At 68.2% G+C, this 23,626-nt stretch carries 28 protein-coding genes; 16 read left to right on the top strand and 12 right to left on the bottom strand.

Annotated elements, in window-relative coordinates; genetic code table 11:
• Positions 1-20 precede the first annotated feature (20 nt).
• The 10 genes from ASE95_RS17685 to ASE95_RS11125 form a co-directional block, all read right to left on the bottom strand.
• Entirely contained in the window at positions 21-182 is a 162-nt protein-coding gene (locus tag ASE95_RS17685) for a hypothetical protein (RefSeq protein WP_156347983.1), read from the bottom strand.
• A gap of 104 nt (positions 183-286) precedes the next feature.
• The gene (gene gmk, locus ASE95_RS11165) at positions 287-946 is read right to left on the bottom strand and encodes a guanylate kinase (RefSeq protein WP_056636265.1); all 660 of its coding nucleotides are present in this window, start codon (positions 944-946) and stop codon (positions 287-289) included.
• Between the two features lie 31 nt (positions 947-977).
• Positions 978-1,808 (bottom strand): S-formylglutathione hydrolase, encoded by an 831-nt coding sequence (gene fghA, locus ASE95_RS11160; RefSeq protein ID WP_056635670.1) that lies wholly within the window; start codon positions 1,806-1,808, stop codon positions 978-980.
• A 127-nt stretch (positions 1,809-1,935) separates the two neighbouring features.
• On the bottom strand, positions 1,936-2,322 hold the full coding sequence (locus tag ASE95_RS11155; protein WP_056635668.1) for a VOC family protein: 387 nt from the start codon (positions 2,320-2,322) through the stop codon (positions 1,936-1,938).
• A gap of 45 nt (positions 2,323-2,367) precedes the next feature.
• Complete coding sequence (locus ASE95_RS11150) at positions 2,368-3,474, bottom strand: S-(hydroxymethyl)glutathione dehydrogenase/class III alcohol dehydrogenase (protein WP_056635664.1); 1,107 nt, start codon at positions 3,472-3,474, stop codon at positions 2,368-2,370.
• A 236-nt stretch (positions 3,475-3,710) separates the two neighbouring features.
• The gene (locus ASE95_RS11145; protein WP_056635661.1) at positions 3,711-3,935 is read right to left on the bottom strand and encodes a hypothetical protein; all 225 of its coding nucleotides are present in this window, start codon (positions 3,933-3,935) and stop codon (positions 3,711-3,713) included.
• Positions 3,932-4,144, bottom strand: a complete 213-nt coding sequence (locus ASE95_RS11140) for a hypothetical protein (RefSeq protein ID WP_056635658.1) — start codon at positions 4,142-4,144, stop codon at positions 3,932-3,934. Before ASE95_RS11140 ends, ASE95_RS11145 begins: the two co-directional genes overlap by 4 nt.
• A 57-nt stretch (positions 4,145-4,201) precedes the next feature.
• The gene (gene fumC / locus ASE95_RS11135; RefSeq protein WP_443025453.1) at positions 4,202-5,632 is read right to left on the bottom strand and encodes a class II fumarate hydratase; all 1,431 of its coding nucleotides are present in this window, start codon (positions 5,630-5,632) and stop codon (positions 4,202-4,204) included.
• 43 nt (positions 5,633-5,675) lie between these two features.
• The gene (locus ASE95_RS11130; protein ID WP_056635655.1) at positions 5,676-6,089 is read right to left on the bottom strand and encodes a GNAT family N-acetyltransferase; all 414 of its coding nucleotides are present in this window, start codon (positions 6,087-6,089) and stop codon (positions 5,676-5,678) included.
• 159 nt (positions 6,090-6,248) lie between these two features.
• Positions 6,249-6,734, bottom strand: coding sequence for an SspB family protein (locus ASE95_RS11125; RefSeq protein WP_056635652.1), 486 nt, complete (start codon positions 6,732-6,734; stop codon positions 6,249-6,251).
• 83 nt (positions 6,735-6,817) lie between these two features.
• Here ASE95_RS11125 and hisB point away from each other — a divergent pair, with 83 nt between their 5' ends.
• From hisB to ASE95_RS11080, 9 genes are all read left to right on the top strand, one after another.
• Complete coding sequence (gene hisB / locus ASE95_RS11120; RefSeq protein ID WP_056635649.1) at positions 6,818-7,420, top strand: imidazoleglycerol-phosphate dehydratase HisB; 603 nt, start codon at positions 6,818-6,820, stop codon at positions 7,418-7,420.
• A complete protein-coding gene (locus ASE95_RS11115) occupies positions 7,417-7,701 on the top strand; it encodes a YciI family protein (RefSeq protein WP_056635646.1) in 285 nt (94 codons plus the stop codon). Before hisB ends, ASE95_RS11115 begins: the two co-directional genes overlap by 4 nt.
• Positions 7,698-8,303, top strand: coding sequence for an imidazole glycerol phosphate synthase subunit HisH (gene hisH / locus ASE95_RS11110; RefSeq protein WP_056635643.1), 606 nt, complete (start codon positions 7,698-7,700; stop codon positions 8,301-8,303). Before ASE95_RS11115 ends, hisH begins: the two co-directional genes overlap by 4 nt.
• A complete protein-coding gene (gene hisA, locus ASE95_RS11105) occupies positions 8,291-9,022 on the top strand; it encodes a 1-(5-phosphoribosyl)-5-[(5-phosphoribosylamino)methylideneamino]imidazole-4-carboxamide isomerase (RefSeq protein WP_200918790.1) in 732 nt (243 codons plus the stop codon). Before hisH ends, hisA begins: the two co-directional genes overlap by 13 nt.
• A 23-nt stretch (positions 9,023-9,045) precedes the next feature.
• Positions 9,046-10,035 (top strand): bile acid:sodium symporter family protein, encoded by a 990-nt coding sequence (locus ASE95_RS11100; RefSeq protein WP_056636258.1) that lies wholly within the window; start codon positions 9,046-9,048, stop codon positions 10,033-10,035.
• Between the two features lie 41 nt (positions 10,036-10,076).
• Complete coding sequence (hisF, locus tag ASE95_RS11095) at positions 10,077-10,844, top strand: imidazole glycerol phosphate synthase subunit HisF (RefSeq protein ID WP_056635640.1); 768 nt, start codon at positions 10,077-10,079, stop codon at positions 10,842-10,844.
• Between the two features lie 42 nt (positions 10,845-10,886).
• Positions 10,887-11,234, top strand: coding sequence for a phosphoribosyl-ATP diphosphatase (locus ASE95_RS11090; protein WP_022685821.1), 348 nt, complete (start codon positions 10,887-10,889; stop codon positions 11,232-11,234).
• Between the two features lie 10 nt (positions 11,235-11,244).
• Positions 11,245-11,637 carry an HIT domain-containing protein gene (locus ASE95_RS11085; protein ID WP_056636256.1) on the top strand — a complete coding sequence of 131 codons (393 nt, stop codon included), beginning with the start codon at positions 11,245-11,247 and terminating at the stop codon, positions 11,635-11,637.
• Positions 11,638-11,725: 88 nt separating this feature from the next.
• The gene (locus tag ASE95_RS11080; protein ID WP_056635637.1) at positions 11,726-13,261 is read left to right on the top strand and encodes an amino acid permease; all 1,536 of its coding nucleotides are present in this window, start codon (positions 11,726-11,728) and stop codon (positions 13,259-13,261) included.
• Between the two features lie 89 nt (positions 13,262-13,350).
• On the opposite strand, the gene mscL is transcribed toward ASE95_RS11080, so the two are convergent.
• Positions 13,351-13,818 (bottom strand): large conductance mechanosensitive channel protein MscL, encoded by a 468-nt coding sequence (gene mscL / locus ASE95_RS11075; RefSeq protein WP_056635634.1) that lies wholly within the window; start codon positions 13,816-13,818, stop codon positions 13,351-13,353.
• Between the two features lie 93 nt (positions 13,819-13,911).
• Between mscL and ASE95_RS11070 the strand changes: the two genes are divergently transcribed.
• Positions 13,912-14,451, top strand: a complete 540-nt coding sequence (locus tag ASE95_RS11070) for an NUDIX hydrolase (RefSeq protein WP_056635631.1) — start codon at positions 13,912-13,914, stop codon at positions 14,449-14,451.
• 201 nt (positions 14,452-14,652) lie between these two features.
• On the opposite strand, the gene ASE95_RS11065 is transcribed toward ASE95_RS11070, so the two are convergent.
• Positions 14,653-14,934 (bottom strand): NADH dehydrogenase ubiquinone Fe-S protein 4, encoded by a 282-nt coding sequence (locus tag ASE95_RS11065; protein ID WP_056635628.1) that lies wholly within the window; start codon positions 14,932-14,934, stop codon positions 14,653-14,655.
• A gap of 167 nt (positions 14,935-15,101) precedes the next feature.
• Between ASE95_RS11065 and dnaK the strand changes: the two genes are divergently transcribed.
• From dnaK to ASE95_RS11035, 6 genes are all read left to right on the top strand, one after another.
• The gene (gene dnaK / locus ASE95_RS11060; RefSeq protein WP_056635626.1) at positions 15,102-17,006 is read left to right on the top strand and encodes a molecular chaperone DnaK; all 1,905 of its coding nucleotides are present in this window, start codon (positions 15,102-15,104) and stop codon (positions 17,004-17,006) included.
• Positions 17,007-17,292: 286 nt separating this feature from the next.
• Positions 17,293-18,417 carry a molecular chaperone DnaJ gene (dnaJ, locus tag ASE95_RS11055; RefSeq protein WP_056635623.1) on the top strand — a complete coding sequence of 375 codons (1,125 nt, stop codon included), beginning with the start codon at positions 17,293-17,295 and terminating at the stop codon, positions 18,415-18,417.
• Positions 18,414-19,370, top strand: coding sequence for a GTPase Era (gene era / locus ASE95_RS11050; protein ID WP_082450060.1), 957 nt, complete (start codon positions 18,414-18,416; stop codon positions 19,368-19,370). Before dnaJ ends, era begins: the two co-directional genes overlap by 4 nt.
• A gap of 75 nt (positions 19,371-19,445) precedes the next feature.
• Positions 19,446-21,092 carry an MFS transporter gene (locus tag ASE95_RS11045; protein WP_056636254.1) on the top strand — a complete coding sequence of 549 codons (1,647 nt, stop codon included), beginning with the start codon at positions 19,446-19,448 and terminating at the stop codon, positions 21,090-21,092.
• On the top strand, positions 21,089-22,228 hold the full coding sequence (locus tag ASE95_RS11040; protein ID WP_056635617.1) for an HlyD family secretion protein: 1,140 nt from the start codon (positions 21,089-21,091) through the stop codon (positions 22,226-22,228). Before ASE95_RS11045 ends, ASE95_RS11040 begins: the two co-directional genes overlap by 4 nt.
• Complete coding sequence (locus tag ASE95_RS11035; RefSeq protein WP_056635614.1) at positions 22,225-23,613, top strand: efflux transporter outer membrane subunit; 1,389 nt, start codon at positions 22,225-22,227, stop codon at positions 23,611-23,613. Before ASE95_RS11040 ends, ASE95_RS11035 begins: the two co-directional genes overlap by 4 nt.
• Positions 23,614-23,626 lie beyond the last annotated feature (13 nt).

The following is a 23,626-nucleotide window of genomic DNA, read 5'->3' as shown; positions in this document are numbered from 1 at the left end:
GCCCGGAAGAGCCCGGACGTTCAGGACTTCTGGCGGGTCACGCCGATCAACAAGCCAAACGCCGGGAGTAGCGGCAGGATCTGGCAGGCCGTTTTCGACAAGGGCGATCCGGTCGCGCCGTGCCAGAAGGACGTCGCGGCAATCAGGGCGGCCATCACCAGAAGAGCGAAGAATATGCGCATGTGCCCCCGTCACGTCCCATCAGCCGATTTCTGGCGCGACGCCGATCCATGCGCAATCCACAATCGCCGTGGCGACCCGGCGGGTCGACGGCCGCCACACCCGGCTAACCCGCGGGCGTGCGCAATTTGCGGATGAAGCCGATCAGGCCGGTCTGGCGCGAACGCTTCAGGCGTTCGGCGGCGAGGATCGTCTTCACCTTGGCGAAGCACGATTCCACGTCGTCGTTGACCAGGACATAGTCGTAGCCGTCCCAATGGCTGATCTCGGCATCGGCGCGGCTCATGCGGCGGTCGATGATCTCCTGCGCGTCGGTGGCGCGCCCTTCGAGCCGGCGGCGCAATTCCTCCATCGACGGGGGCAGGATGAACACGCGGACCACGTCACCCCCGGCGATCTGGTGCAATTGCTGCGCGCCCTGCCAGTCGATGTCGAACAGCACGTCCTTGCCCGCGGTCAGCATCGCATCCACCGGCGCGCGCGGCGTGCCGTATCGCTGATCGAAGACGTGGGCCCATTCGAGGAATTCGTGGTTCGACGCCATCTCACGGAACTGGTCCAGCGAGACGAAGTGATAGTCGCGCCCATCCTCCTCCCCACGGCGGATCGCGCGGGTGGTGGCGGAGACGGACAGCGACAGTTCCGGCTCGCTGGCCAGCAGCATCCGCGCGATCGTCGACTTGCCCGCGCCGGATGGCGAGGACAGCACGAACAGCAATCCGCGGCGCTTCATATGGTGCGGGTCGGCGGGTCCGGGAATGTCCATGCCGGCTGATGGCCCGTCATGCCATATGGCGTCAAGCGCGCAGCCGCGCCGCATGCCATGCGAGATGATCGGCCATGAAGGTCGAGATGAAATGATAACTATGGTCGTAGCCCGGCTGCATTCGCAGCGTCAGGTCGATCCCAGCCTCCGCACAGGCACGCGCCAGCAGCTCCGGCCGCAATTGTTCGGTCAGGAAGGCGTCGGCCTCGCCCTGATCGACCAGCAGGTCGGCGACGCGCGCGCCATCCTCGATCAGCGCGACCGCATCGTGTCGCCGCTGCGCCGCGACGTCCGCACCCAGATATCGGTCGAGCGCGCTGCCCCATGGCACCTGCGTGGGCGCGACGATCGGCGCGAAGGCGGAAACGGCACGGAACCGGTCCGGGTGGCGCAACGCGATCGTCAGCGCACCATGGCCACCCATCGAATGCCCCATGATCGACTGGCGCGCCATGTCGGCGGGAAACTCCTCTCCCAGCACCGCGGGCAGCTCCGCGGTGACGTAGGACCACATGCGGAAGTTCGCGGACCATGGTTCCTGCGTGGCGTCGACATAGAAGCCGGCACCCTTGCCGAAATCCCATGTGTCCCGATCCGGCACGTCATCGCCGCGCGGCGACGTGTCCGGCGCAACGAAGATCAGCCCGTGTTCGGCGCAGGCGCGGCGATACTCGCCCTTGTCGGTTACGTTGGCGTGAGTGCAGGTGAGGCCGGACAGATACCAGACCACCGGCAACGCCACGCCGGGCGCGTGATCGGGGACGTAGACCGAAAAGGTCATGTCGGTGCCGGTCGCGGTGGAGGCGTGGCGATACACACCCTGCGTCCCGCCGTGCGCGCGGGCGGTGGAGACGGTCTGCATCGGTGTCGCTTCCTCCTGATGTGACGAATGCGGGGCGGCGTGAGGCGGTGCCGGGCGCTGTGAGCGGCGGCGACCGGCCCACGCCGCCCGCGTCAGTCGCGGCGCGTCACGCGGACGGTGACGGTGGTCACTCGGCCGGCATCCGATAGGCGGCGCACAGCTTGTTGCCGTCCGGATCGCGGAGATAGGCCAGGTACAGCGGGCCGAACGGCAGCGCACGCACGCCGGGCGCATCCTCGATCGCGGTGCCGCCATGTTCCACGCCCGCCCTGTGCCAGGCGTCGGCCTGCTCCGGACCGGTCATCGCAAAGCCGATCGTCGCGCCATTGGCGTGGCACGCCGGCGCGCCGTCGATTGGGGCGGTGACCATGAACAACGCGCCATTGTGCGCGTAGATCAGCCGGCCCTTGTCATCCTCGGCCGCCGGCCTGGCGCCAAGCGCGCCGAACACCGCGTCGTAGAAGATCCGCGAGCGGCCAAGATCGTTCGAACCGACCATCATATGCGAAAACATGGCTATTCCCCCTTGTTGTCATTCATCCGCCGCGCCGTGCGCGGTTCAATACACCACGACGCTGCGGATGCTCTCTCCGGCGTGCATCAGGTCGAAGCCCTTGTTGATCTCCTCCAGCGTCAGCCGGTGGGTAATCATCGGGTCGATCTCGATCATGCCGTTCATATACCAGTCGACGATCTTCGGCACGTCGGTGCGACCCCGCGCCCCGCCGAACGCCGTGCCCTTCCACACGCGGCCAGTCACCAGCTGGAACGGACGCGTGGCGATTTCCTTGCCGGCCTCCGCCACGCCGATCACGATCGATTCGCCCCAGCCGCGATGCGCCGCCTCCAGCGCTTGCCGCATGACGGCCGTATTGCCGGTGCAGTCGAACGTATAGTCGCCGCCGCCATCGGTCATTGCGATCAGATGCTGCACGACGTCGCCGACATCCTTCGGGTTGACGAAATCGGTCATGCCGAAGCGGCGACCCCATTCCTCCCGCGCCGGGTTGAGGTCGACGCCGACGATCCGCGCCGCGCCGGCCAGCTTCGCGCCCTGGATCACGTTCAGCCCGATGCCGCCAAGCCCGAACACGATCACCGTCGCGCCCGGCTCCACCTTGGCGGTGTTCACCACCGCGCCGACCCCGGTCGTGACGCCGCATCCGATGTAGCAGCTGGTGTCGAACGGCGCGTCGGGGCGGATCTTCGCCACCGCGATCTCGGGCAGCACGGTGAAGTTCGAGAAGGTCGAACAGCCCATGTAATGGTAGATCGGCTGCCCCTTATACGAAAAGCGCGTCGTACCGTCGGGCATCAGCCCCTTGCCCTGTGTCGCGCGGATCGCGGTGCACAGGTTCGTCTTGCCGGACAGGCACGACTTACACTGGCGGCATTCCGGCGTGTACAGCGGGATGACGTGATCGCCGACCGCGACGCTGGTCACGCCCGCACCCACCTCGCGCACCACGCCGCAACCTTCGTGCCCGAGGACGCTGGGGAACAGCCCCTCGCTGTCCAGACCGTCGAGGGTATAGGCATCGGTGTGGCAAATGCCGCTCGCCATGATCTCGACCAGCACCTCGCCCGCCTTCGGACCTTCGAGATCGAGCTCGACGATCTCCAGCGGCTTCTTCGCCTCGAATGCGACGGCGGCGCGGGTCTTCATGAAATTGCCTTTTCGTCTGTGGTGGCGACGCGTCTTAGGCGGCGTCGACCGGGAACTTCAAGCCGGGCGGCGGCGCGAACGCAGCGCGTCGCGGCGAGGCGAGGCGAGGCGAGGCGGGGCGAGGCGATCGCGCCAACGCGAAACGCCGCGCCTTGCCTTGCGGCGAACGCGGCGCTCGACATCGATCAGGCGATGGCAGCGCCGCCGACTGCGGCGGGCAAGCCACCCGCCGTCCTTCACACCGCCGGCGGCACGCGCGTCGACTGGCCGACCTTGCCGGCCTTATGCCGATCATACGCCTTCTTCGCGACATAGGCACCGCCCAGCGCCCAGCCCAGCGGACCCATGCGGGTCACCGCGCGTGCGGCGAACGCGCCCATCAACGCGCCGCCGGCACCGCCCTGACGCCCGCGCTTGTCCATCTCACGCCCGACCAGAGCGCCCAAAATGCTGCGAATCATGCCTTCGTCCTTTCCGAAACCGTTTCACCCAACACCGACAAACCCTTCAGCACGCCCCAGCCGATCGCGTAGGTCGCGACCACCGGCAACACGAGCTTCAGGACGTTGGCGGTGATCGCGCCGTACAGCGCGCCATCCGCCGCGCCGTCGTCGCCCGACATCGAGTCGATCGCGCCGCCGATCAGCGCACCGATCGTGGTTGCACCCATGTTGGAAACCCCTGTTTGTTACGGATCAACAATGCCGCGCCGCGGCGTCGGTTCCGGTCACCGCCCCAGCATCGCTTCGGGCCGCACGACCCGGTCGAAGGTTTCGGCATCGACCAGCCCCAGCGCGAGGCCGGCTTCCTTCAGCGTCAGCCCCGCCTCATGCGCGTGCTTGGCGATCTTCGCGGCATGATCGTAGCCGATCTCGGGCGCGAGCGCGGTCACCAGCATCAACGAGCGATCGAGCAGTTCGCCGATCCGCGCCTCGTTGGCGCGCAGCCCGTCGACGCAGCGCGCGGCGAAGCTGTCGCAGCCGGTCGCCAGCAAGTCGATCGACCGCAGCACGCCCGCGCCGATCACCGGCTTGAACACGTTGAGTTCCAGATGACCCTGCGCGCCGCCGACGGTGATCGCGACATGATTGCCGATCACCTGTGCCGCAACCATCGTCAGCATCTCGCACTGCGTCGGATTCACCTTGCCGGGCATGATCGAGCTGCCGGGTTCGTTGGCGGGCAGATCCAGTTCGCCCAGCCCGCAACGCGGGCCGGAGCCAAGCAGGCGGATGTCGTTGGCGATCTTCGTGCACGCCACAGCCAGCGTGTTGAGCGTCCCGGACAGGTGGACCAGCGGGTCGTTCGACGCCAACGCCTCGAAGAGATTGTCCGCCGGGCTGAACGCGATGCCGGTGATCCCGCGCAGTTCGGCACAGAAATCGCGCGCGAACCCGGCCGGCGCGTTCAGCCCGGTGCCAACCGCGGTGCCGCCCTGCGCCAGCCGGTCGGTGCCCTGCTCCACCGCCGGCTCGATCCGGCGCAGACAACGGTCCAGCTGGTGCGCATACCCTGAAAATTCGTCACCCAGCGTCAGCGGCGTCGCGTCCTGCAGGTGGGTGCGTCCGATCTTCACCAGATCTTGCCACTCCCGCGCGCGCGCCGCCAACACATCGTGCAGCCGCTCGACCGCGGGGATCAACCGCTGCCGCACAGCGATCGAACAGGCGATGTGCAGCGCGGTCGGGAAGCTGTCGTTGGAGGATTGCCCGCGATTGACGTCGTCGTTCGGGTGAACCGGGGACTTGCCGCCGCGCGTGCCGGTCAGGATCTCGTTGGCGCGTCCCGCGATCACCTCGTTGACGTTCATGTTGCTTTGCGTGCCGCTGCCCGTCTGCCAGATCACCAGCGGAAACTGGTCGTCGAGCTTGCCCGCGACGATGTCCTGCGCGGCCTGTTCGATCGCCTCCGCCTTGTCCGCGGCGAGCCCGTGGCGGCGGTTCACCCGTGCGGCGGCCTGCTTCACCAGCGCAAGCGCGCGGACGATCTCGATCGGCATCCGCTCCCGCGCCCCGAACGGGAAGTTCTCGATGCTGCGCTCGGTCTGCGCGCCCCAATAGGCGTCGGCGGGAACCTCGATCGGGCCGATCGAGTCGGTTTCGGTGCGGGTGGCGTGGGTCATGGAGCGAAAACCGGCGTCGATGCCGGATTGTTGCATCCCGAGCCCCGATAACCGCGGAGGCTGCGCACGAAGCCCGGGGTCAGCCGATCCGTTTCGACAAGAAGAACCGCGCCTCGCCCGGCGGGAAATCGTCGATCCGACCGAACACCCCGTAACCCAGCTTTTCGTAGAAGCCGCGCGCCTGGAAGCTGAACGTGTCCAGCCACACGCCGATGCAGCCCAGCCGCAATGCTTCCTCTTCCGCCCCCCGCATCAGCGCCCGGCCCAGCCCCCGACCCCGCGCTTCCGGCGGCAAGGCGAGATATTTGACGAACAGCCAGCGATAGCCGACCTCCGCCCACAGCCCGCCCGCGATCGCACCGGCATGGTCGCGGATCACGAGCGCGAGCTTGTGCCGTTCGGTCGCCCCGGTCGCGGCATCGTTGTGCGCAGCGAGCGGCGCGAGGATCGCGGCGAGTTCCTCCTCGCCGGGGGCGGAGATGGTCTCGATCATCGTCCTGCGCCGACAGGCGTCGCGCGGGTAGCGAAATGGTGACGGGGCGGAAAGCACGTCATGGGCGCAAATCCGATAACGTCGGCGCGCCGCCGGCGCGACGGCCGTGCACGTGCATCGCTGTGCGATTGCGGCACAGGCGCTGTACCGCTCGCATCGTCACTTCTTCCGCTTAAAATCCACCGCGACGACGTTCGAGCCATCCTCGACCGGCGTCACGCTGGGGCCGTCGTTCTCCGCCGGATCGTGCCCGCCGGGGCCGTCGCCCGGCCCCTCCTGCGCCTGGAAGCGCAGCTCGAAATTGACCGTCGGGTCGTGGAAACCGGTGATCGACGAATAGGGAATGACCAGCTTCGACGGCACCTGGTTGAAGCTGAGCCCGACCGAGAACCGTTCCTGATCGACCGTCAGGTCCCAGTATCGGTTCTGGAGCACGATCGTCATCTCGTCGGGGAAACGCTCCATCAGCCGCTGCGGGATGTCGACCCCCGGCGCCTGCGTCTTGAAGGTGATGTAGAAATGGTGCTCGCCCGGCAACCCGCCCGACTCGGCCACGGTTCCCAGTACACGCCCCACGACCGCACGCAGGGCTTCCTGCACGATTTCGTCATAAGGTATCAGACTGTCAGGCAGCATATCGCTCATGCCGCCATGGGTAGCGCGCCGGGCGGTGCGGTCAAGGCGCTTGGCACGGTTGCCTGGACGGCACCGCGCGTTATGGACGGCGCATGCGCACCGCCACCATCCGCCGCGACACGACCGAAACCAGGATCGCCGTCACCGTCAATCTCGACGGCAGCGGCGCTTACGACGTGAAGACCGGCGTCGGCTTTTTCGATCACATGCTCGAACAGCTTGCGCGTCATGGGCTGATCGATCTGCATATCCGCTGCGACGGGGACCTGCACATCGACGAGCATCATACCGTCGAGGACACCGCGCTCGCGCTCGGCAGCGCGGTGGCGCAGGCGCTGGGCGACAAGCGCGGCATCCGCCGCTACGGCGATGCGCTCAGCCCGATGGACGAGACGCTGACGCGCGTCGCGCTCGACATTTCCGGGCGGCCGTGGCTGGTGTGGCGGTCTCGCTTCTCGCAAGCGCGGCTGGGCGGCATGGATACCGAGATGTTCCAGCATTTTTTCCACAGCTTCGCGCAGAACGCCGGCATCACGCTGCATGTCGAGACGCTGTACGGCGACAACAATCATCACATCGCCGAAAGCATGTTCAAGGGGCTGGCGCGCGCGCTGCGCACCGCGGTCGAGATCGACCCGCGCAAGGGCGACGCGATCCCGTCGACCAAGGGAACGCTGGGAGGTACCGCCGCATGATCGTGATCGTCCTCCACTATGTGGTGCCGATCGAACAGATCGATGCGCACCGCGCCGCGCATCTGGCATGGCTGCGCGACGCGGCGGACGACGGTCGCCTGCTGTTCGCCGGACGACAGGTGCCGCTGACCGGCGGGATGATCGCCGCGCGCGGCACCCGCGCGGAAGTGGAGGCATGGGCCGCGACCGATCCGTTCGCGCTGAACGGGCTGGCCGAATACAGTTTCATCGAGGTCGCACCCTCGATCGTCGCGCCGGGGCTGGAGGCGCTGGCGCAATGACGCTGGCGTTGATCGACTATCAGGCGGGCAATCTTCATTCGGTCGAGAATGCGTTGCGCGCGGCGGGGTGCGTCGACCTGACCGTCACCGCCGATCCGGACGTGGTGGCGCGCGCCGACCGCGTCGTGCTGCCCGGCGTCGGCGCGTTCGGCGCGTGCGCCGCGGCGCTGCGCGCGGTGCCCGGCATGGTCGAGGCGATGGAGGAACGCGTGCTGACGCAGGGTGCGCCGTTCCTCGGGATTTGTGTCGGCATGCAGTTGCTGGCGGATGCCGGGGAGGAGCTCGGGACGCACCGCGGTCTGGGCTGGCTGCCCGGCACAGTCCGCCGCATCGACCCCGCGGGCAGCGATGCCAAGGTGCCGCACATGGGCTGGAACGACGTGGTGCCGACCGCCGGCCATCCGCTGATCGTGCCGGGCGAGGCCTATTTCCTTCACAGCTACGCCTTCGTCGGCCCCGGTGTCGTCGCGACGACCGACCATGCCGGACCGGTCACCGCCGCGATCGCGCGCGGCACGGTGCTGGGCGTGCAGTTCCACCCCGAAAAGAGCCAGCGTTACGGTCTGGCGTTGCTCGAAAGATTCCTTGCATGGTGCCCCTGATCGTCTTCCCCGCCATCGATCTGAAGCGCGGGCAGGTCGTCCGCCTGGCCGAGGGCGACATGGACCGCGCCACGATCTACGGCGACGATCCCGCGGCGCAGGCACGCGCCTTCGCCACGGCGGGCGCGACCCACCTGCACGTCGTCGACCTGGACGGTGCCTTCGCCGGCGAAAGCGTCAACGGCGACGCGGTGCGCGGCATCGTCGCCGCCTTTCCGGGCCGGGTACAGCTGGGCGGCGGCATCCGCACCCCGGACGCGGTGGAAGCGTGGCTGGCGCTGGGCGTCGCGCGGGTCGTGATCGGCACCGCAGCGCTGGAGCAGCCGCAATTCGTCCGCGATATGGCCGCCGCTTATCCCGGACAGATCGTCGTCGCGGTGGACGCGCGCGACGGCATGGTCGCGACCAAGGGGTGGGCGGAAGTCTCCACCACCCCGGTCGCCGATCTCGCCCGCCGGTTTGAGGATGCGGGCGTCGCCGCGCTGCTGTTCACCGACGTCGGTCGCGACGGGCTGCTCAAGGGGTGCAATGTCGCGGCCACCGTCGCGCTGGCCGCGGCGGTGCGCATTCCGGTGATCGCCAGCGGCGGCGTGGCCGGGATCGACGACATCCATGCGCTTGGCGGTCATGTGGCCGACGGCGTGGAGGGCGTCATCACCGGGCGGGCGCTGTACGACGGACGGCTCGACCTGGCCGAAGCGTTGCGGGTGGCAGGCTGACCGGCGCGCCTGCCGCCGGACGGCTGCGCCGGCTGCTCGCCCGCGCCGACCGTTTCCTGCTGCTGTTGATCGGCACCGTCGCGCTCGCGGCGGTCCTGCCGGCGCGCGGAGCCGCGGCGACATGGGTGGACCATGGCACCACCATCGCGGTCGCCTTGCTGTTCCTGCTTTACGGCGCGCGGCTGGCCCCGCAGGCGATCTGGGCCGGGCTGGCCAACTGGCGATTGCAACTGCTGGTGTTCGCCAGCACGTTCGCCCTGTTTCCGCTGATCGGCATCGGGGTGGCCGCGGGGACCCGCGCGTGGTTGCCGGCGGAGGTCGTCACCGGGCTGCTCTACCTCTGCCTACTGCCGTCCACGGTGCAATCGTCGATCGCCTTCACCTCGATCGCGCGCGGCAACGTGCCGGCGGCATTGTGCAGCGCGTCGCTCTCCAACCTCGTCGGGGTGGTGCTGACGCCGTTGCTGGTCGCGCATCTGCTGACCAGCGCCGGTGGCGGGCTGTCGCTGGATGCGGTCCGCGACATTGCGGTGCAGATCCTGCTGCCGTTCGTCGTCGGCCAGGCGATCCGGCCGTGGGCACAAGGCTGGCTGCTCGCGCATCCGACGCTGACCAGCGTCGTCGATCGCGGATCGGTGCTGGTCGTCGTCTATGCCGCGTTCGGCGCCGGCGTGGTCGCCGGGCTCTGGACGCAGCTGTCGCCGCTGACGCTGCTTGCGATCCTGCTGCTGTCGCTGGTCATCCTCGCCATCGTGCTCGCCGCCACCACGCTGGCGGCGCGCGCGCTGCGCTTCCCGCTGGCGGACGAGATCGCGACGGTGTTCTGCGGATCGAAAAAGAGCATGGCGAGCGGCATACCCATGGCCGCGATCCTGTTTCCCGCCCACAGCGTCGGGTTGATCGTCCTGCCGCTGATGATCTTCCACCAGGTGCAGCTGTTCGTGTGCGCGGCGCTGGCGCGGCGCTATGCCGTCGATCCTCGCCACGCCCCCGCGTCGTCGACACCGGCGTAGCGAAGGTTGCCCTTGCGCGCGCCCGCGGGCATGGCAGCCGCATGACCGTCCGAGCCCGCGTGATCCCCTGCCTCGACGTTGCCGGCGGGCGCGTCGTCAAAGGCGTCAATTTCGTCGACCTGATCGATGCGGGCGACCCCGTCGAACAGGCACGCGCCTACGATGCGGCCGGCGCGGACGAGCTTTGCTTCCTCGACATCACCGCCAGCCACGAGGCACGCGGCACGATCCTGGACGTGGTGCGCCGCACCGCGGCCGTCTGCTTCATGCCGCTGACGGTCGGCGGCGGGGTGCGCGGTGCCGACGATGCGCGCGCGCTGCTGCTGGCCGGGGCGGACAAGGTGGCGGTCAACTCCGCCGCAGTCGCGCGGCCGGAGATCGTCGCCGACATCGCCGAGCGATTCGGCAGCCAGTGCTGCGTCGCCAGCATCGACGCGCGGCGCAGCGGCGCGGGCTGGGAAGTATTCACCCATGGCGGCCGGCGGGCGACGGGCATCGACGCGGTGGCGCATGCGCTGCACCTCGCCGAACTGGGCGCGGGCGAATTGCTGGTCACCTCGATGGACCGCGACGGGACGCGCGGCGGCTACGACCTGGACCTGATCCGGGCGATCGCCGATCGCACCGCGGTGCCGGTGGTGGCCAGCGGCGGGGTCGGGTCGCTGGACGATCTGGTCGCGGGCGTGACGCAGGGCCATGCCTCGGCCGTGCTGGCGGCTTCGATCTTCCATTTCGGCCAGGCGACGATCGCCGACGCCCATGCCGCACTGGCCGCGGCCGGGGTGGCGGTACGCGCGCCGCTCGGCTGATCGTCATTGACCCCGGGCGCGCGACTTGGCACCCCGGCACGCATGACCTCCACCGACACGCTCGACCGGTTGTTCGCGACGATTGCCTCGCGCAAGGGAGCGGATGCCGACGGCTCCTATACCGCCTCGCTGTTCGCGCGCGGGCGCGGGCGGATCGCGCAGAAACTGGGCGAGGAAGCGACCGAGACGGTCATCGCCGCCATGGGGCAGAACGCGCGCGCGATCGTGCCGGAGGCGGCCGACCTGCTGTATCACCTGTTCGTGCTGCTGGCCGATGCCGGGCTGACGCTGGACGACGTGCGCGCCGAACTGGCGCAGCGCGAGGGCACCAGCGGCCATGACGAGAAAGCGGCGCGCGGGCCGATCCCCCTGTCCTTCCGTGCCGAATGAGGATGCGCGCATGAGCGTGGACGCCACCCTGCCCTATGACGACGGCAACATCTTCGCCAAGTTGCTGCGCGGAGAGATCCCGTCGAAGCGCGTGTTCGAGGATGCGCACACGATCGTCTTCCACGACATCGCGCCATGGGCACCGACGCACCTGCTGGCGGTGCCGCGCGGCAGCTACGTCAGCTGGGACGATTTCTCGGCGAACGCGACCGGGGCGGAGATCGTCAGCTTCACCCGCGCGATCGGCCATGCCGCGCGCGAGGCGGGGCTGGTCGCCGGCGGCTATCGCCTGATCGCGAACACCGGGCTCGATTCGCATCAGGAAGTGCCGCACCTGCACGTCCATATCATGGGCGGTCGCGCGCTTGGCCCGATGCTGGCCCACAACGATAGTCGCGTTTGATACCGTCATCACGACGCAATACTATTGCGCGTCCGCGATCCGTCGCTAGGCTCCGCCCCAAGCAGTTTTTTCGGGGGCTTCGACCTACATGATTTTCGGGCGCGTCAAACCTCTCGACGCCATTCTCGCCACGGCGGAGAAGAAGTCGCTTCACCGCACGCTCGGCTGGTTCCAGCTGACCCTGTTCGGTATCGGTTGCGTCATCGGCACCGGCATCTTCGTGCTGACGGCGGCGGGCGCGCAAAAGGCCGGTCCCGGCCTGATGCTGGCATTCGCGATCGCGGGCGCGATCTGCATCGTCGCCGCGCTCTGCTATGCGGAGATCGCGGCGATGATCCCGGTGGCAGGATCCGCCTACACCTATACCTACGCCTCGATGGGCGAGTTGCTCGCCTGGACGGTCGGCTGGGCGCTGATCCTCGAATATGCGGTGGCGGCCAGCGCGGTCGCGGTCGGCTGGTCCGGGTATTTTACCGGCACGATCCTGAACCAGTTCATGGGCGTGCACTTGCCGGCATGGCTGTCCGCCGCGCCGCTGGCGCTGGGCGGCGCACCGGGCGGGTTCATCAACCTGCCCGCGATCGTCATCGCGCTGCTCATCACGTGGCTGCTGATGGTCGGCACCACCGAAAGCGCGCGCGTCAACGCCGTGCTGGTCGCGATCAAGGTGACGGCGCTGACCGCGTTCGTCGCGTTGACGCTGCCCAGCGATTATTTCAGCGCCGATCGCTTCAACCCGTTCCTGCCCGCCGGCGTGTTCGGCGGGTTCGGCACCGGGGTGGGCGCCGTCGGCGCGGCGGCGACGATCTTCTTCGCCTATGTCGGCTTCGATGCGGTGTCGACCGCGGCGGAGGAGACCAAGAACCCGCAGCGCAACGTGCCGATCGGGCTGATCGGGTCGCTGCTGTTCTGCACCGTCTTCTACATCCTGGTCGCGGCCGGCGCGATCGGCACGATCGGCGGACAGCCGATCATCGGGCCGAACGGCATCCCCTTCCCCGCCGGGTCCGAGGAACTGGCGCGCCAGTGCGCGTTGCCGCAGCACAAGGATGCGCTGGTCTGCTCGGGTGAGGCGCTGGCCCATGTGCTGCGCGTGATCGGCTGGTCGGGGGTGGGCAACCTGCTCGGTATCGCCGCCTTCGTCGCGCTGCCGTCGGTCATCCTGATCCTGATGTTCGGCCAGACGCGCATCTTCTTCGTCATGAGCCGCGACGGCTTGCTGCCCGAACGGCTTTCGACGGTGCACCCGAAGTGGAAGACCCCGCACATCGTCACCGCAATGACCGGCGTGGGCGTGGCGTTCGCCGCCGCGTTCCTGCCGGTCGGCCAGCTGGCCGACATCGCCAATGCGGGCACGCTCTACGCCTTCGCGATGGTCGCGGTCGCGGTGATGATCCTGCGCCGCACCGCGCCGGATCACGCGCGCAGTTTCCGCACCCCCGCCTTGTGGCTGGTCGGGCCGCTGACGATCGCGGGCTGCGTGTTCCTGTTCTTCAACCTGCCCTCGGCGGCGATGCTGGTGTTGCCGGTCTGGGGCGCGGTGGGGATGGTGATCTATTTCGGCTACAGCCGTCGGCATAGCCATCTGGGTCAGGGCATCGTCGAGGTGCCCGAAGTCCCTTGATCCGCAGCGCGGGCAGGGAAAAGGGCCGGGAGGAGCGATCCTCTACGGCCCTTTTTTCTTGTCGGGCGGCCTCCCGCCGGGTGACGGCGCTAGGCTTGCGGCGGCATCGGTCCGCGCGTCGTCAACGCGTCGCGAATCTCGCGCAGCAGCACCACCTCCGCCGGGTCGGCTGCCGGCTCCGCACTGCCCGCCGCCTTTTCACGCTCGACGGTCGCGATCAGGCGGTTGACGCTGCGCATCAGCAGGAAGACGATGAACGCCAGGATGACGAAGTTGATGACGACGGTCACGAATTCGCCATACCCCAACAGCGGCACCCCCGCCGCCTTCAGCTGCGCGTAACTGGCCAGCGATCCCTTGAAGTCCGACGGGACCGGCCCCAGCCGGATGAAGAAGCTGGAAAAGTCGAAGCCGCCGAAAATGGCGCCGACCACCGGCATGATGATATCGTCGGTCAACGACTTGGTGATCGTGGCGAACGCGCCGCCGATGATGACGCCGACCGCGAGGTCCAGCACGTTGCCACGGGCGATGAACGCCCGGAAATCCTTGAGCATGAACGTTCGCCCTTCCCTGTTGCGATGATACGATCGAGGTTAACCACGGTTTTTCGCTTCGCCAAGCGCCATCGCCCGGATAGACAACGCGCCATGACCCATCCGCACCGCGACGCCGCCTTCCCGCCCGAAACCGCCTGGGAGGGTCGCTATATCAAGGTCGTGACCCAGGGCGGCTGGGAGTTCGTCTCCCGCCAGCGCGGCATCCAGGCCGCGGTGATCGTCGCGATCGACGATGCCGACCGCGTCGTGCTGGTCGAGCAATATCGCGTGCCGCTGGGTTGCCGCTGCCTCGAACTGCCCGCCGGGCTGATCGGCGATGAAACCGAGGGCGAGCCGGTGTCGGCCGGCGCAGCGCGCGAACTGGAGGAGGAAACCGGCTACCGCGCCGGACGTATCGAGGATCTGGGGTTCTTCTATTCGTCGCCCGGCATGAACAGCGAGGGTTTCACGCTGGTGCGTGCGCACGATCTGGTGAAGGTCGGCGACGGCGGCGGCGAGGCCGATGAGGACATCGAAGTGCATTTGGTGCCGCGCAGCGAATTGGCCGCCTTCGTCGCGAACAAGCGCGCGGCCGGCGTGGCGATGGACGTCAAGATGCTGGTGCTGCTCGCCGATGTGCTGATCGCCTGAGAAAAGTTCGGCTTCGCGACCGGAGGTGACATCCGCCCCGACGTGAACGGGATCTCGTGACTTGCCGTTCGCAAGCGACAGCGCTGCCCCGGATCACATCCGGGCAAACCGCACAGTCGTCGTTTCTATCGAAGCAAGGAATCTCACGCCGGGGAGTCGGGCGTCGATCCGCTCCGGCGGACGGCGTACCGCCCCGCCACCTTACCGGAAATTGTCGGCGTAGCTTTGCAGCTTCAACGTCTTGGTCGGCGTCGGGATCACGACATAGGCCAGACCCTCCGCCTCGGCATAGGCGACCGCCGCTTCGCAGGTCGGGAACGCCAGCCGGATCTGGTCGCGCGTGTCGCCGCTGCCGGCCCAGCCGGTGAGCGGATCGGCACGCTTCGCTTCGCCCGGCTCGAACTCCAATTGCCAGCTGTCGGTGCGAGCCTTGCCGGACTGCATGGCGTTCTTCGGGCGCTGATAGATGCGGGCGGTCTGCATGATGGACTCCTCTACGTTCCACGCAGGCGACGCGCAATGGTTCCCGCCGCAATCTTGCGGGGCGCGGGACGCCACCTATATCGCTTTTCGTCAAACGCGGTTGCGCTGCCGTAACGGAGCGTTTCGGCGATGAAGTCACAAATATGCAGGGGCTAGGTAAAGCACTCATGGCAAAAGTAATCGGTATCGACCTCGGCACCACCAACTCGTGCGTCGCCGTGATGGAAGGCGGCAAGGCGAAGGTCATCGAGAACGCGGAGGGCGCGCGCACCACGCCGTCGATCGTCGCGTTCGCCAAGGATGGCGAGCGGTTGATCGGGCAGCCGGCCAAGCGGCAGGCGGTGACCAACGGTGACAACACGATCTTCGCGGTGAAGCGCCTGATCGGCCGCCGCTTCGACGATCCGATCACCAAGAAGGATACCGAACTGGTCCCCTATCACATCGTGAAGGGTGCCAACGGCGACGCATGGGTGCAGGCCGGCGGCAAGGATTACAGCCCGTCCCAGATCAGCGCCTTCACGCTGCAGAAGATGAAGGAAACCGCCGAATCCTATCTGGGTGAGACGGTGACGCAGGCGGTCATCACCGTGCCGGCGTACTTCAACGACGCCCAGCGTCAGGCGACCAAGGATGCCGGCCAGATCGCCGGCCTCGAGGTGCTGCGCATCATCAACGAGCCGACCGCGGCGGCGCTGGCCTATGGCCTCGACAAGCAGGACGGCAAGACGATCGCGGTGTACGATCTGGGCGGCGGCACGTTCGACGTCTCGATCCTGGAGATCGGCGACGGCGTGTTCGAGGTGAAGGCCACCAACGGCGACACCTTCCTGGGCGGTGAGGATTTCGACAACAAGATCGTCGAATATCTGGCCGAGGGCTTCAAGAAGGACGAGGGCATCGACCTCGCCAAGGACAAGCTGGCGCTCCAGCGGTTGAAGGAAGCCGCCGAGAAGGCGAAGATCGAACTGTCTTCGGCCGCCTCGACCGAGGTCAACCTGCCTTTCATCACCGCGGACCAGAACGGCCCGAAGCATCTGGTGAAGACGATCACCCGCGCCGATCTGGAGCGGCTGGTCGAGGACCTGATCAAGCGGACGCTGGACCCGTGCAAGAAGGCGCTGGCCGACGCGGGCGTCAGCGCGTCCGAGATCTCGGAAGTGGTGCTGGTCGGCGGCATGACCCGCATGCCGCGCGTGCGTGAAGTCGTGAAGTCGTTCTTCGGCAAGGACCCGCACACCGGCGTCAACCCGGACGAGGTCGTCGCAATGGGCGCCGCCATTCAGGCGGGCGTGTTGCAGGGCGACGTCAAGGACGTGCTGCTGCTGGACGTCACCCCGCTGTCGCTGGGCATCGAGACGCTGGGCGGCGTGTTCACGCGCATGATCGATCGCAACACCACGATCCCGACCAAGAAGTCGCAGACCTATTCGACTGCCGATGACAATCAGCAGGCGGTGACGATCCGCGTCTTCCAGGGCGAGCGCGAGATGGCGGCGGACAACAAGATCCTCGGCCAGTTCGACCTGCTCGGCATCCCGCCCGCCCCGCGCGGCGTGCCGCAGATCGAGGTGACGTTCGACATCGACGCCAACGGCATCGTGAACGTGTCCGCCAAGGACAAGGGCACCGGCAAGGAGCAGCAGATCCGCATCCAGGCATCGGGCGGCCTGTCGGACGCCGATATCGACAAGATGGTGCGCGATGCGGAGAGCTTCGCGGAGGACGACAAGAAGCGTCGTGCCGCCGCCGAGGCGAAGAACAACGCCGAATCGCTGATCCATACGACGGAGCGTCAGCTGGCGGACAATGGCGACAAGATCGACGAGGCGCTGAAGTCCGAGATCCAGTCCGGCATCGATGCGGCGAAGGCTGCGGTCGAGAGCGGCGACCCCGAGCAGATGAACGAGAAGAGCCAGGCGCTGGCGCAGGTCGCGATGAAGCTCGGTCAGGCGATCTACGAGAAGCAGCAGCAGGCCGACGCCGCACCGACGGGCGACGCCGAGCAGGCCGATGCCAAGAAGGACGACGTCGTCGACGCCGAATTCTCGGAAGTCGACGAGCAGAAGTAAGGACGCATCCACCCTCTCCCCGCCGGGGAGAGGGCAAGGGTGAGGTGTTGCGAGGAAGCGGGATCATGCGACAAGCGACAGCGTTCGTGCCCGCCCCCACTTCCTCGCCCACCGATACGAAACACGCCAGCCCGTCATCCGCGCGCCGGCCGGGCACCGCACGGGCCATCGCGAACGATCGCCGCGATGCCGGAGGCTCCGGATCGCCGCCCGCGTGGGGACGACGGCATCGATACCGGGTCGTCCGCGCACTTTCGCCTGACCGCCGATCCGACCTAGAGGCCGCATGACCGAAATCGACTATTACGAGCTGCTCGAATGCGAGCGTACCGCGGATGCCGGGACGATCAAATCGTCCTATCGCAAGCTCGCGATGAAGTATCATCCGGACAAGAACGCCGGTTGCAAGGAATCCGAGGCGAAGTTCAAGGCGGTCAGCGAGGCCTATGACTGCCTGAAGGACCCGCAGAAGCGCGCCGCCTACGACCGGTTCGGCCATGCCGCGTTCCGTAACGGCGGCGGTGGCGGTCACCAGTCGCAGGATTTCGGCGGCTTCTCCGACATCTTCGAAAGCGTATTCGGCGAGTTCATGGGCGGGCAGCAGCGCGGCGGCGGGCGGCAGCAGGTCCGCCGCGGGGCCGACCTGCGCTACGACATGGAGATCTCGCTCGAGGAGGCGTTCCACGGCAAGGAGACGGAGATCACCGTCGACGTCTCCGCTGCCTGCGACACGTGTCACGGCACCGGATCGAAGCCGGGCACCCACGCGCACACCTGCCAGCATTGTCAGGGCCATGGGAAGGTGCGCGCGCAACAGGGCTTCTTCGTGGTCGAGCGCGCCTGCCCGCTGTGCCACGGCTCGGGGCAGGTCATCACCGATCCGTGCGGCGACTGCCGCGGCGAAGGCCGGGTCGAAAAGACCAAGACGCTCAGCGTCAACGTGCCTCCCGGCGTGGACGAGGGCACGCGCGTGCGGCTGACCGGAGAGGGCGAAGCGGGCGCGCGCGGCGCACCGGCGGGCGACCTGTACATCTTCCTGCACGTGAAGCGTCACTCTATCTTCGAGCGCGAGGGCACCACGCTGTTCGCCCGCGCGCCGATCAGCTTCACCACCGCGGCGCTGGGCGGCACGATGTCGATCCCCGGCCTCGACGGTCGCCGTCATGAGGTGAAGATTCCGGCCGGCATCCAGTCGGGCAAGCAATTGCGTCAGCGCGGCGCGGGGATGCCGGTGTTGCAGGGCCGCGGCCACGGCGATCTGGTGATCCAGATCGAGGTGGAGACGCCGTCCAAGCTGTCGACGCGGCAACGTGCGCTGCTGGAGGAATTCCGCGAAACCGAGACCGGTGACGAATGTCCGCAGAGCCAGGGCTTCTTCTCGCGGCTGAAGAATGCGATTGCGGGCGAATGACCGTTCCGAACGAAACCCCGCCAGCGTCTCAACATTCGCAACATTCGCCTGACCAACCGGTGACGCAGCATTGCGGCCTGGTGGCGGTGGTCGGCGCGCCCAACGCGGGGAAATCGACACTCGTCAATGCGTTGGTCGGGCAGAAGGTCGCGATCGTCAGCCCGAAGGCGCAAACGACGCGCACCCGGTTGATGGGCGTGGCGATCGAGGGCGACACGCAATTGTTGCTGGTCGATACCCCCGGCATCTTCGAGCCGCACCGCCGCTTCGACCGTGCGATGGTCGCCGCCGCCTGGGGCGGGACCGAGGGCGCGGACGTGATCGCACTGGTCGTCGACGGCAAGGGCGGCCTCGGCCCCAAGGTGACTGAGATCGTCGAGGCGCTGAAGGGGCGCAGCGAGCCGATCTACCTCGTGCTCAACAAGGTCGATCTGGCCGACAAGCCCAAACTGCTGCTTCATGCCGAACGGCTGAACGGCCTGCTGCCGTTTGCCGAGACCTTCTTCATCTCCGCGCAGACCGGCGACGGCCTGCCCGAATTCAAGCGCGCGCTGGCCAGGGCGCTGCCGCCCGGGCCGTGGCATTATCCCGCGGATCAGGTGTCCGACGCGACCGAACGCGCGACCGCAGCGGAGGTGACGCGCGAGCAATTGTACCTGCAGCTTCACGCCGAACTGCCCTATGCCAGCGTCGTCGAAACCGAGAAGTTCACCGACCGTGAGGACGGATCGACCGAGATCCACCAGCAGATCCTGGTCGAGCGCCCGTCGCAGCGCGCGATCGTGCTGGGCAAGGGCGGCACGCGGATCAGGGAGATCGGCGCGCGGGCGCGGGCGGAATTGACCGTGCTGCTCGACCGTCAGGTGCATCTGTACCTGCACGTCAAGGTGAAGCCCAATTGGGACGAGGATCGCAGCGTGTATCGCGATCTCGGCCTCGACTGGGTGGAGTGACTGCCGCCATCCCCGTCAGCGCGAGCGTAGCCCCGCTACGCCTGCACTGACGACAGGGTACAACCAGCCGTGTCGTTGTTCACCCGCCTCCGCGACGTCCTGAGCGAAGAACGCTGGGATTATGCGCCTCACGAGCGGCCGGTCATGCCGGGGTCGCCGGGTTCGCCCGCGCATCCGCTGCGCCGGCAAATCGCCTATGCGCTGGTCGCGGTGCTGATCGGGCTGACCAGCGGCTTCGGCAATGCACTGGTGGCCGCCAACACCGTGACGCTGGCGGGCGCGCTGGGGCTGGACCCGGCGGAGATCGCGTGGCTGCCGACGGTCTATGTGATGACCAACGTCAGCATCAACCTGTTGCTCATCAAGTTCCGCCAGCAATATGGCCTGCGCTCGTTCGCGCTGCTGTTCCTGACGCTGTACATGCTGCTGACGCTGGCGCACCTGTTCGTCCACGGTTTCTGGTCCGCGATCCTGGTGCGCGGGGCGAGCGGAATGGCCGGCGCGGCGCTCAACACGTTCGCGCTTTATTACTTCATGCAGGCGTTCCCGGCGAAGTGGCGGCTGCGCGCGATCGTGCTGGGGATCGGCATCCCGCAATGCGCCACCCCGCTCGCGCGGCTGTTCTCGCCCGAATTGTTGTCGATGAGCCAGTGGCGCACGCTGTACCTGTTCGAACTGGGGCTGGCCGCGCTCAGCCTGGCGGCGGTGCTCGCCTTCCGGCTGCCGCCGACCACCCGGCAAAAGGCGTTCGAGCGGCTGGATTTCATCACCTTCACGCTGTTCGCGGGGTCGATGGCGCTGTTCGCCGCGGTGCTCGGGCTGGGGCGGTACGTGTGGTGGACGCAAGCGGCGTGGATCGGCTGGGCGTTGCTGGCCGCGATCCCGATGCTCGCCGCCGCGTTGGTGATCGAGCATCATCGCGCGAACCCGCTGCTCAACACCCGCTGGCTGGGCAGCGCCGACATCGTGCGCTTCACGATCGTGACGATCATGGCGCGGATCGTGCTGTCCGAACAAACCTATGGCGCGGTCGGGCTGCTGACGGTGCTGGGGCAGAACAACGACCAGCTGGTGCCGTTCTTCACGATCATCTTCCTGGCGACCGTCGCCGGCTTCGTCACCAGCGCGATCACGCTGAACCCCGCCAGGCTGACGCATCCGGTGATGCTGGCGATCGGGCTGGTCGCGGTGGCGGCGTGGGCGGACAGCTACGCGACCAGCCTGACGCGCGCGCCGCAATTGTATCTGAGCCAGGCGACCATCGCCTTCGCCGGCGCGTTCTTCCTCGGCCCATCGCTGCTGTTCGGCATGACCCGCGCGTTGCAGCAAGGGACCGGCCACATCATCAGCTTTCTGGCGCTGTTCGGGATGATCAACTCGCTTGGCGGACTGGCCGGCACCGCCCTGCTCGGCACGTATCAGGTGGTGCGAGAGAAGGCGAACAGCGCCGCACTGGTGCAGGCCGTCGACCCGACCGACCCGATTGTGCAGGCGCGGTTGCAGGCGGGCGCCAGCGGCGTCGCACGCGTCGTGGGCGACCCCGCGCTACGCACCGCAGAGGGCGGCGCGCTGCTGTCGCAGGCGGCGACGCGCGAAGCCAACGTACTGGCCTTCGCCGATACCTTCCGCCTGATCGCGATCCTGGCCGCGCTGACCTTCTGTTATCTTCTCTTCCTTCTGGTGCGTCGCCATTGGCGCGCGCGCGTTCAGGCTTCCGCATGACCGACACCCGCCCACCCGTTTCCGCCGAACCCGCCACCGAAGAGCGCGTGGCCGAAACCGCCGCGCCGGCCGGTTCGGGTTGGCGTCCGCCGATCCTGTCGCGCACCGCCGTGGCGCTGATCGTCGTGCTCGCGGCGGCGGGGATGGTCGCGGTGCTGGCGGCGTGGCGGATCTGGCCGTTCACCAGTGGCTATGAATCGACCGACAACGCCTATGTCCGCGGGCGCACCACCGTCATCGCGCCGCAGGTGTCGGGTTATGTCACGCAGGTGCTGGTCCGCGATTTCGAGAATGTGCGCGCGGGCCAGCCGCTGGTCGCCATCGATCGCCGCATCTACCAGCAGCGCGTCGAACAGGCGCAGGCGCAGGTGGAGAACGCGCAGGCGACGCTCGCCAACTCGCGCCAGACCGCCGCCAGCCGCGCCGCCAGCCTGGGTGCGCAGGAAGCCGCCGTCGGCAACGCCCGCGCGCAGTTGATGCGCGCGCAGGCCGACATGAACCGCGTCAACGATCTGGTCACCGACGGTTCGGTGTCGCTGCGCGAACGCGACCAGACGCTGGCAGCGCTGCGGCAGGCGCAGGCGCAACTGGATCAGGCACAGGCCGCGCAGGAGATCGCGCGGCAGGATATTCGTACCGTGGAGGTCGGGCGCGGCGGGCAGCAGGCCGGCGTGTCCGGCGCGCGTGCCGCGCTGCGGCTGGCGGCGATCGACCTGTCGAACACCGTCATCCGCGCGCCGGAGAGCGGCCGGTTGAGCGAGGTCGGCGTGCGCGTCGGCCAATATGTGACTGCCGGATCGCAGCTGATGTTCCTGGTGCCGCCGGAAACATGGGTGATCGCCAATTTCAAGGAAGCGCAAACCGCACGCATCGTCGTCGGACAGCGCGCAAGCTTCACCGTCGACGGACTGGCCGACGCGCGGCTGACCGGGCGGGTCGAGCGGATCTCCCCCGCGGCGGGCAGCGAATTCGCGGTGCTGAAATCCGACAACGCCACCGGCAATTTCACCAAGGTGCCGCAACGCATCGCGGTGCGCATCCGCGTCGACCCTGGTCAGCGCCTCGCCGCGCGGCTGCGCCCGGGGATGTCGGTACAGGCGCGCGTCGATACCACCGGCGCACCCGCCCCGCGATGAGGCGCGTCGCCGTCCTCGCGCCGGTATTGCTCGCCGCCTGCGCGCTGCCCGGCCCGCGCCGCGCCGCGCCCGACAGCGCGGCGGTGATGCCGCCGCCGGCATGGCGGAACGCCTTGCCCGCCGGCGACGTGGTGCGCAGCGGATGGTGGCAGGCATTCGGCGATCCGGTGCTGACCGCGCTGGTCGAGCGCGCGCTGGCCAACAACGTCGACATCCTGACCGCGGCGGCACGCATAGAGGAGGCACGCGCGGCCGAGGCGCTGGCGCGCGCGCAGCTGCTGCCGCAACTGGGTGGCACCGCGGCCGAAACGCAGGGGCAGACGATCAGCGCGCTGGGCACCACCGCGCGATCGGCGGCGGTGCAGCCGGGCCTTACGCTCAGTTACGACCTCGACCTGTTCGGACGCCTGCGGCAGGCGACGCGCGCCGCGCGTGCGCAATTGCTGGCCACGCAGGCGGCGGCGGACACGGTGCGGCTGGCGACCGCGGCGACCACCGCGCAAGGCTATATCACGCTGCGTGCGCTCGACCACCGGCTGGCCATCGCACGGGCGACGCTGGCGGCGCGCGCGGATGCGCTGCGCATCGCGCGGCGGCGGTTCGAGACCGGCTACAGCTCGCGGCTGGAATATCGTCAGGCGCAGGCGGAATATGCCGCCACCGCCCAGCTGGTGCCCGCCGCCGAACTGGCGATCACGCGTGCCGAGAACGCGCTGGCATTGCTGACCGGGGACGTGCCGCGCGACATCGCACGCGGCGTCACGCTGGAGCAACTGGCCGCACCGACGATCCCGGCCGGGTTGCCCGCCGACCTCCTGCGCCGACGCCCGGACCTGTACCAGGCCGAACAGTCGCTGGTCGCCGCCGACCGCACGCTCGACAGCCAGCGCGCGGCGATGCTGCCCAACCTGTCGCTGACCGGATCGGGCAACCTCGTCCTGTCGACCGCGCTGGCGCAGCCGGAGGTGATCTTCTCGCTGGGGGCCAGCATCCTCGGTCCAATCTTCGACGGCGGGCGGCTGCGCGCGCAGGAACGCGCCGCCACCGCGCGCCGCGATCAGGCCGCGTTCGCCTATCGCCGCACCGCGCTGACCGCGTTTCGGGAGGTCGAGGATGCGCTGGCCGGGGTGCGCCGCACCGGGGAGCAGGCGCGCGCGCTGGCCGAGCAGGAGGCCGCGTCGCGCGGCGCGTTGCAGAACGCCGGCAACCGCTATCGCGCGGGCTATTCCGGCTATATCGAGCAACTGGATGCGCAACGCACGTTGCTCAACGCCGAACTGTCGCTGGCGCAGGCGCGGGCCGACCGGCTCAACAGCTATGTCGCGCTATATCAGGCGATGGGTGGCGGCTGGGCACCGCCCGATGTCGCGGAGGTGGCGCGCTAGGGTTTTCGCGTGC

This window comes from Sphingomonas sp. Leaf231 (assembly GCF_001421995.1).
GTDB lineage: Bacteria > Pseudomonadota > Alphaproteobacteria > Sphingomonadales > Sphingomonadaceae > Sphingomonas.
Note: the sequence above shows the minus strand (reverse complement) of the source record. Positions and strands in the feature narration are given on the sequence as shown.

What these genes read in the sequence shown, in the direction of transcription:
- ASE95_RS11065 (WP_056635628.1), bottom strand. Translation starts at nt 14,934, where the DNA reads ATGCAGACCGCCCGCATCTATCAGCGCCCGAAGAACGCCATGCAGTCC.
- mscL (WP_056635634.1), bottom strand. Translation starts at nt 13,818, where the DNA reads ATGCTCAAGGATTTCCGGGCGTTCATCGCCCGTGGCAACGTGCTGGAC.
- era (WP_082450060.1), top strand. Translation starts at nt 18,414, where the DNA reads ATGACCGTTCCGAACGAAACCCCGCCAGCGTCTCAACATTCGCAACAT.
- gmk (WP_056636265.1), bottom strand. Translation starts at nt 946, where the DNA reads ATGGACATTCCCGGACCCGCCGACCCGCACCATATGAAGCGCCGCGGA.
- ASE95_RS11035 (WP_056635614.1), top strand. Translation starts at nt 22,225, where the DNA reads ATGAGGCGCGTCGCCGTCCTCGCGCCGGTATTGCTCGCCGCCTGCGCG.
- ASE95_RS11040 (WP_056635617.1), top strand. Translation starts at nt 21,089, where the DNA reads ATGACCGACACCCGCCCACCCGTTTCCGCCGAACCCGCCACCGAAGAG.
- ASE95_RS17685 (WP_156347983.1), bottom strand. Translation starts at nt 182, where the DNA reads ATGCGCATATTCTTCGCTCTTCTGGTGATGGCCGCCCTGATTGCCGCG.
- dnaJ (WP_056635623.1), top strand. Translation starts at nt 17,293, where the DNA reads ATGACCGAAATCGACTATTACGAGCTGCTCGAATGCGAGCGTACCGCG.
- ASE95_RS11150 (WP_056635664.1), bottom strand. Translation starts at nt 3,474, where the DNA reads ATGAAGACCCGCGCCGCCGTCGCATTCGAGGCGAAGAAGCCGCTGGAG.
- hisA (WP_200918790.1), top strand. Translation starts at nt 8,291, where the DNA reads ATGGTGCCCCTGATCGTCTTCCCCGCCATCGATCTGAAGCGCGGGCAG.
- dnaK (WP_056635626.1), top strand. Translation starts at nt 15,102, where the DNA reads ATGGCAAAAGTAATCGGTATCGACCTCGGCACCACCAACTCGTGCGTC.
- fghA (WP_056635670.1), bottom strand. Translation starts at nt 1,808, where the DNA reads ATGCAGACCGTCTCCACCGCCCGCGCGCACGGCGGGACGCAGGGTGTG.
- ASE95_RS11130 (WP_056635655.1), bottom strand. Translation starts at nt 6,089, where the DNA reads ATGATCGAGACCATCTCCGCCCCCGGCGAGGAGGAACTCGCCGCGATC.
- ASE95_RS11155 (WP_056635668.1), bottom strand. Translation starts at nt 2,322, where the DNA reads ATGTTTTCGCATATGATGGTCGGTTCGAACGATCTTGGCCGCTCGCGG.
- ASE95_RS11085 (WP_056636256.1), top strand. Translation starts at nt 11,245, where the DNA reads ATGAGCGTGGACGCCACCCTGCCCTATGACGACGGCAACATCTTCGCC.
- hisF (WP_056635640.1), top strand. Translation starts at nt 10,077, where the DNA reads ATGACCGTCCGAGCCCGCGTGATCCCCTGCCTCGACGTTGCCGGCGGG.
- ASE95_RS11140 (WP_056635658.1), bottom strand. Translation starts at nt 4,144, where the DNA reads ATGGGTGCAACCACGATCGGTGCGCTGATCGGCGGCGCGATCGACTCG.
- ASE95_RS11145 (WP_056635661.1), bottom strand. Translation starts at nt 3,935, where the DNA reads ATGATTCGCAGCATTTTGGGCGCTCTGGTCGGGCGTGAGATGGACAAG.
- hisB (WP_056635649.1), top strand. Translation starts at nt 6,818, where the DNA reads ATGCGCACCGCCACCATCCGCCGCGACACGACCGAAACCAGGATCGCC.
- fumC (WP_443025453.1), bottom strand. Translation starts at nt 5,632, where the DNA reads ATGCAACAATCCGGCATCGACGCCGGTTTTCGCTCCATGACCCACGCC.
- ASE95_RS11125 (WP_056635652.1), bottom strand. Translation starts at nt 6,734, where the DNA reads ATGAGCGATATGCTGCCTGACAGTCTGATACCTTATGACGAAATCGTG.
- hisH (WP_056635643.1), top strand. Translation starts at nt 7,698, where the DNA reads ATGACGCTGGCGTTGATCGACTATCAGGCGGGCAATCTTCATTCGGTC.
- ASE95_RS11090 (WP_022685821.1), top strand. Translation starts at nt 10,887, where the DNA reads ATGACCTCCACCGACACGCTCGACCGGTTGTTCGCGACGATTGCCTCG.
- ASE95_RS11115 (WP_056635646.1), top strand. Translation starts at nt 7,417, where the DNA reads ATGATCGTGATCGTCCTCCACTATGTGGTGCCGATCGAACAGATCGAT.
- ASE95_RS11070 (WP_056635631.1), top strand. Translation starts at nt 13,912, where the DNA reads ATGACCCATCCGCACCGCGACGCCGCCTTCCCGCCCGAAACCGCCTGG.
- ASE95_RS11080 (WP_056635637.1), top strand. Translation starts at nt 11,726, where the DNA reads ATGATTTTCGGGCGCGTCAAACCTCTCGACGCCATTCTCGCCACGGCG.